Here is a 7057-nt window from a genome sequence, read left to right on the forward strand (position 1 = left end):
CATGCGGGGGGCCTGGACGGCCGGGAACGAACAGCTTTAGGTCGGGACCTCTTCAGGAGGCACAACGGCATGTTCCCTTCGTTCTCGCTCCGGCCGCACCGGAGTCTGCTTGCTGGCACCGCCGCGCTGCTGCTGGCCCCGCTGGGGTGTGCCACGTCGACCCAGGCGCGCGACGAGGCGGCCCTGCGCACGGACGCACCGCCCAAGGTGAAGCCGAAGTGGGGACTGGTCATCCACGGCGGTGCGGGTGTCATCTCCCGCGAGAACCTGTCCCCGGAGCGCGAGGCCGCGATGCGCGCCGTGCTCACCCAGGCGCTCCAGGCAGGGCATGCGGTGCTGGCGAAGGGAGGCCGCAGCCTGGATGCGGTGACGGCCGCCATCCGCGTGCTGGAGGACTCGCCGTACTTCAACGCTGGCAAGGGCGCGGTGTTCAACCACGACGGGGTGAACGAGCTGGATGCGGCGTTGATGGATGGGAAGACGCGTGCGGCGGGGGCGGTGGCGGGCGTGCGCCACATCCAGAACCCCATCGACCTGGCGCGGCTGGTGATGGAGAAGTCGCCGCACGTGATGATGGTGGGCGACGGCGCGGAGGCGTTCGCCCAGTCGCAGGGCATGCCGTTGGTGGATGCGAAGTACTTCTACACGGAGGATCGCTGGCAGGGCCTCCAGCGCGCGTTGGAGCAGGAGAAGGCGAAGGCGGCTCCACCCGTGACTCCAGGGACGCCTCCCGCGACGCAACCGCCGCCCGTGACGCCAGGAGCAGCGCCTGTATCGCCGGTTCAGCCGCCCGCGACGCCTGGGAAGTCTCCTGCCTCATCGCTGGAGCCTGGCGTGGACCCGGTGACGGGGGACCACAAGTTCGGCACGGTGGGCGCGGTGGCGTTGGACCAGGAAGGCAACCTCGCGGCGGGCACGTCCACGGGCGGCATGACCAACAAGCGCTTCGGCCGTGTCGGGGACTCGCCCATCATCGGCGCGGGCACCTACGCGGATGAGCGCTGCGCGGTGTCCGCCACCGGGCATGGCGAGTTCTTCATCCGCTACACGGTGGCGCGCGACATCTGCGCCCGCGTGGAATACCAGGACCTGCCGCTGCCGGAGGCCGCCAACGTCGTCATCCTCGACGTGCTGGTGAAGGCCGGCGGCGAAGGCGGCGTCATCGCCATGGACCGCGAGGGCAACGTGGCCATGCCCTTCAACTCCTCCGGCATGTATCGCGGCTCCATCGGCGAGGACGGCACGCCGAGCGTCGCCATCTTCCAGGGGCCGTGACGCGAATGCCCGGGCCCGCGTCCACCGCGAAGCCCGGGCATCCCTTACCGCGCGCTACAGCTTGATGACCGACACGTCATCCATGTGGATGAAGTTGGCGGTGTTTCCGGTGAGCGCCCGCGTGTGGAAGCCGAACTCCAGGAAGCCACCCGTCACGGACACGGCGGGCGTCTCCACCTGGGTCCAGTCGCCGTACGTGCCCAGCGTGGTGAACGCGAACGTGCAGGAGGTGCACGCCTTCACCTGGAAGCGCGCCATGTCGAAGCCGCCGCCCTTGCGCACCCACGCGCGGACCTTGTAGTTGCCCGACGCCAGCCCGGACACGGCCTGGTACGTCCACGTCTCGAAGGGCGCGCCGCTCCAGTGCGTCAGGTGGTTCGCGCTGTTGTGCCCGCCGTTGTACGTCTCCGCGAAGGCCGCGCCCGCCGTGTTGTTGGGCGTCCACGTGGACCAGCCCGTCATGCCGGATTCGAAGCCGCCGTTGGTGATGGACACGCCCGTGCCGCCGCCCCCGCCGCCGTTGAGGATGTTGCGCGCCTGGGTGACGTTCAGCGCCGCCAGCGCGGCGGCCGCCTGGTTGAGCTGCGCCTGCTTGTTGCCGTCACCCGCGTACTGCTTGCGCTGCTGGTAGAGCGTGTTGATGAGCTCCAGCTCGCTCTGCGAATACGGCACGCCCAGCTTCTGCTGGAGCGAGGTGAGGAAGCCGTAGCCGAACTCGCGCGTGGGTTCGATCATCGTCCCCTCGCCGTAGTCGTTCCAGGTGTTGATCTGGAAGTGGTTGATGCTGGCCGCGTTCTTCGCCAGGTCCAGCGTCTGGTTGAAGCTGTTGAGGCCGTTGTGGGCAATCTCCCAGGTGGGCCCGCCCCAGCCGCCCGCCGCGTAGAACGAACGGAAGCCCGGGTACACGGAGCCGAACTTCAGGGGCGACGGATGGTTGTTGTAGAAGTGCGTGAGGCCCTCCGTGAAGTCCGGGTAGATCCACGCGAACTCGCCCTTCGCGTTGCCGCCCGCCTCCCCCGACTCGTACCAGAGCGTCAGGAAGGTGGGCTTCTGGCTCAGCGGGGAGAAGACGTTCGTCCACTCACTCGGGGACTGGAACGTCTGCGGCCCGAAGACGAGCAGCAGCGGCGCGTTGTCCTGCCGGATGTAGTTGGGCTGGTTGAAGTACCGGTCGCGCAGGTACGCCATGTCGTTGCGCGCGGCGCCTTGCTTGTCGGTGATGAAGCCGCCGTTGTAGGCGAACGTGACGTTGTGGTCCTCGTACACCACCGCGAAGTCCAACCCCACCGCCGCCGTCTGCGCGATGACCGCTTCGCTGTTGGCCCGGTTCTTCGGATAGTCGAACGCGTTGATGGTGCCCGGCCAGTCGATGAGCACCCCGTCCACGCCCGCGTACTTCATCAGCAGCAACTGGTACTCGACGACGTCCCGGTCCCCGGAGCCGTACGGCCCGATGAGCGGGTAGTAGTACGAAGCAATCTGCCGCCGCCCGGAGCCGTCCACCACGTCCGGGTTCTGGTTGGCCATGGTCCAGTGGATGCCCCACCCGCCATTGCCCGACGTGGCCCGCGTCTCGAACCAGGGCATCAGGTGCACGTACACCTTCTTGCCCACGGCCTTGCTGACCTTCACCGCCGCGCCCGCGCGCTGCGATTCCAATTCGGGGGCCGCTCCCGCCCAGCCGTCCACGGACGACGGAGCACCACACCCCGCGCCAAGCAAACCCAACAGCGCGCACGCACCCAGCGACATCCAATCCTGCGGTCTCATGTGAACAGGCTCCTGGCCGGAGCAACCACCCCGGACAGGAGCCCGTTAACATAAGACGCTATCAGTCAGGAATAGCTGCATTCCTGGAATGTCTGGGCGCTACTTCTTCACGAGGAACAGTTCGCGCACCTGGAGCAGGTCCACGTCCCCGGCGAAGGCGGAGAACTTCTCGTACTGGGCGGGGGTGACGCGGGCGCGGGGCAGCAGCAGGGACTCCGCGATGGAGAACGTGCGACCGTCCTGCTTCTCCGCGCGGGTGTAGTGGCCGAACTCGCTGTCCACCCTCAGGTCCGCCTGCGGGTCACTGAGCTTCCAACCCTGGGGCACGGTGAGGGTGACGTTGGTGCGGCTGGCCTCCGTGTCGTCGATGTAGAGCGGCGTGGTGCGGGAGCTGAGCTGCACGTAGCGCCGACCCAGCAGGGCGGGGAAGGTGAGTGGGCCCATGGCCATGCGGCCGTCGCCCTCCATGCGCCCGAAGCGGGGCACGGTGAACGCGTAGCGCAGCACGAAGGGTGCGCCGACCTCTTCCGTGCGCTCCAGCTTCACGGACGACAGCTCCGCGCCGCCGAAGTAGCGCGCCACCGCGCCCTGGAGCGCCTGGTTGCGGCTCTCCGCGGAGAGCTGTTCGAAGGCGTCGGCGATCTGCGCGGCGTCGAAGCCGGAGTAGGTCTCCTCGCCCTGGCCGCTGAGCTTGCCGTCGGTGCCAATCTCCAGCGTGAGCTTCACGGTCTTGCCCGCGCGCGGCTTGAGCGGCGGCGTCTTCACCTTCTCCAGCGCCTTGCCGGGCTCTGGCAGGAGGTAGGCCTCGCGCTCGCCCATGGCGGCCTCGGGCAGCTCGCCGAAGGGGCCGAAGCGCACCGACGTGTCCACCCACACGGGGGCCTCACCGGGCACCTCCACGCGCAGCGTCGCGTAGGGCAGGAGCGCGTCCGCCGGGAACAGGTAGGGCGCGGGGTCCGTGTTGAAGGTGCGCACCGCCGCCACGCGCGACGGGATGCCCAGCGCCTCCAGGCCTGCCTTCATCACCGACAGGCGGCTGCCCCGGTCCTGCGCCACGGTGGCGGCCGCGGACTGCGCGAGGCTCGCGTCCCGTCCGGAGAAGCGCTTCATCACCGCCGCGTGCAGCGCCTTCACCGCCTCCAGGCCCTTCTTGTCACCGACAGCTTCGCGCGCGAACGCCTCCACCTCCGCGGTGCGGATCCACCGGTCCTGGAAGGCGTCGCCGTACACGCGCGCCAGACCGTCGTTGCCCGTCTCGCCCGCGCCCACCATCACGAAGGGCAGGTATTCGTTGCCCGTGGGCGGCGCGTCCGGCTCCGGGATGAACGGCGGCACGCGGCGCGCGTCGTAGTGGAACACCTCCACGTCGCCCTTCACCTCCGGGGGCGGGGCCTTCATGCCGTGCGCGTCCACCTTCATGCCGCTGCCCTTGGGCGCGACGACGGTGTACGTGCTCCACGCGTTCGGCTGGTTGGCGATCTGGAAGTAGAAGGCGGACGCGGTGAAGCCCGGCTGCGCGGGGCCCCGCTCGCCTTCGGCCAGCAGGTACTCGACCTCCACGGAGTCACCCACCTGCACGCCGGGGAGGCTGACCGCGTCCTTGCCCTCGAAGTTCTCCGGCTCCAGCACGCGGCCGTCGGCCTTGAGCGTGCGCAGCGCCAGCACCTGCGCGCCCCGGGGGATGTTCACCTCCGCGATGTCCTGCACGCCCGACTGCTCCAGCGCCTTCTGGATGGTGTGGATGCGATTGACGATGGAGCCATCCGCGAAGGCCTGCACCGCCGCCGCGTCCAGCACGTACGCCGCCGCGCTGCCGCCGGTGATGGGGGCCGCCTCGTACGCCTTCAGCGCTTCCTTCCCGTCGATGGCGTAGGCGGCGAGCAGCTCCTTGCCCGTCTTCGCGCGCTCCACCGCGCGGCGCAGCGGCAGGTCGCTGCCGTCCAGCTTCAGCGCCTGTTCGCGCAGCTTCAGCGCCTCCGCGCCCTGGCCCGCGTACTCGCGCACGTCCGCCAGTCGCTTGAGGACCTCCGTGTTGCGCGGCCACGCGATGGAAACCGCCTGGAGCACCTTCGCCGCGTCGTCGTAGCGGCGCAGGCTGACGTAGGCGCTGGCCAGCGCGGCGGCGTTGGTGAGGTTGTCGGGGTCCTGCGCGAGCAGCCGCGCGTAGCCCTTCGCCGTCGCCTCCATGTCGCCCCGCGTGCGCTGGTGCTCCACGAACCGCGCGTCCGCGCCGGGGCAGCCCTCCTGGGCCTTCATCAGCTCGTCGGTGCGCGCCACCGCGTCCCGGCGCTTGGCCAGCGAATACTGGAGGCCCAGCGCCTCGCAAAGCCCGGGCTGGGCTTCCAGCGCTGCGGCCAGGGCGGCCTCCGCCTGGGCGTCCACGTCCAGCGCCAGCGCCGCGCGGGCGAGCAGCAGGTGCACCGGGAAGCCCGCGGGCTTCACCGCGTCGCGCGCCGTCTTCAGCGTTTCCAGCGCGGTGGCGGCCTGGCCGTCATCCAGGAAGAGGTCCGCGCGCAACAGCAGCGCGGCCACGTTGGTCGGGTCCTTGGCCAGCGCCGCTTCCAGGTCGCGCGTGGCCCGGCCGCGCGCCACCTTGGACGGGATGCCGCGGTCCTGCGCGGCCTGCTCCGCGCGCAGGGCCAACACCGCGGGCGTCGCCGCCTCCAGCTTCGCCATCAGCCGCCGCGTGCCGTCCGGGTCGCGCGACAGGCCGTCGCGCACCGCGAGGAACGCGCCCAGCGTCTCGCCGGCCTCCGACTGGAGGGCCTTCGCCAGGTCCTCCGCGCCGGGGAACAGGGCAGGGGCCTCGGCTTCGTCCAGGGCCGCGTTCCAGCGCGGCGCGGGGCCGGTGGCGGCGGTGAGGCGCACCTGGGCCGCGCTCCCGTCCGCCTTGAGCAGCGCGAACGTGAGGCCGCCCTGGGTGTTGTCCTTCGCCATCCTCACGACGAAGCGGTGCTTGCCCGCGGGCAGCTCCATCGCCTTCACCGACACCGTGGAGGTGGTGCGGGCCCAGTCGTTGCGCTCCAGCACCGGGGCGCCATCCATCAGCACGCGGTGCGACGTCTGGCTCACCGTGCGCAGCACGTACACGCCGGTTTCGGCCACTTCGGCATCGATGCCCAGCGCGTACATGTCCCCGTGGCCGGGCTCTCCGCCCAGGTCCAGCCGCCCGTCCGGCGAGCGCAGCGTGCGCGTGGACAGCGCGCCATACGCGCCCGTGAAGGGCCCCGCGAAGGAGCCGTCCTTCTCCGGGGCAAGGGGCTCGTTGATGGACAGCACGTGGAAGGGGGAGAAGGGGCCCACCAGCGTGGCCTCGCTCGCGCCGCCCAGGTCCTTGAGGGCCTGGGCCTGGGTCGCCGTGTCCACGCGGATGCTCGCCACGGACAGGCGCGCGGCGCGCAGCAGGTAGGCCGTTTCGCCCTGGGCGCCCGCGGTGAGCCCGGCGTCCACGCCCTTGAGGATGGTGTCGTCCTCCGCGCGCGACGTGCCCACGCGGTCCAGCATGTACCGGGCGGCGATGGCGGCCAGCGGATGGCGGGGGGCGCGCTTCACCAGCTCCAGCGACGCCGCGAGCGCGCGGTCGGACTGGCCCTTGCGCCGGGCGAGCAGCGCCTGGCCCTGCAGGGCGTACGGGTCGCCGGGGTCCTTCTGCACGGCGGCGTCGAAGCGCTGCTGCGCGAGCGCCACGTCACCAGCGACGAGGTACGCGTGGAAGCCCGCGAACGCGAGCGTGCGTGCCTCCGCGTCACCCTGGCCAGCGCGCTCGGCGGCGGACTCGAGCACGTGGGGCGCGACGACGGAGGATGGCCGGGGGCAGCCGGTGAGGCCAGCGACGAGGGCGAGCGCGGTCAGGCCGCGGCGGAAGGTGCGCATAGGGGAGTCGAGGGATAATGCAATCCCCCCGGCGAGGCCATATTCCCCTTGAGGTGCTTGTGCGAAGTCCGCGCCGGCTGTTTCCCTAGCGGCGCTTCGTGGACTTGGCGGGGGCCGCCTTGACTGGCTGCCGCTTGGG

3 protein-coding genes are annotated in these 7057 nt (G+C 70.8%); 1 reads left to right on the plus strand and 2 read right to left on the minus strand.

Annotated elements, in window-relative coordinates; genetic code table 11:
• The first annotated feature begins 69 nt into the window (after positions 1-69).
• On the plus strand, positions 70-1275 hold the full coding sequence (locus tag D7V88_RS17685; protein ID WP_120541820.1) for an isoaspartyl peptidase/L-asparaginase: 1206 nt from the start codon (positions 70-72) through the stop codon (positions 1273-1275).
• Between the two features lie 54 nt (positions 1276-1329).
• Here the strand turns inward: D7V88_RS17685 and D7V88_RS17690 are convergent, their stop codons facing one another.
• Positions 1330-3045 (minus strand): glycoside hydrolase family 99 protein, encoded by a 1716-nt coding sequence (locus D7V88_RS17690; RefSeq protein WP_244238208.1) that lies wholly within the window; start codon positions 3043-3045, stop codon positions 1330-1332.
• A 99-nt stretch (positions 3046-3144) separates the two neighbouring features.
• Entirely contained in the window at positions 3145-6918 is a 3774-nt protein-coding gene (locus D7V88_RS17695) for a DUF3858 domain-containing protein (protein WP_120541822.1), read from the minus strand.
• Positions 6919-7057 lie beyond the last annotated feature (139 nt).

The sequence above is a fragment of the Corallococcus terminator genome (assembly GCF_003611635.1).
GTDB lineage: Bacteria > Myxococcota > Myxococcia > Myxococcales > Myxococcaceae > Corallococcus > Corallococcus terminator.

Coding starts and splice junctions, on each gene's coding strand:
- D7V88_RS17685 (WP_120541820.1), top strand. CDS start 70: ATGTTCCCTTCGTTCTCGCTCCGGCCGCACCGGAGTCTGCTTGCTGGC.
- D7V88_RS17690 (WP_244238208.1), bottom strand. CDS start 3,045: ATGAGACCGCAGGATTGGATGTCGCTGGGTGCGTGCGCGCTGTTGGGT.
- D7V88_RS17695 (WP_120541822.1), bottom strand. CDS start 6,918: ATGCGCACCTTCCGCCGCGGCCTGACCGCGCTCGCCCTCGTCGCTGGC.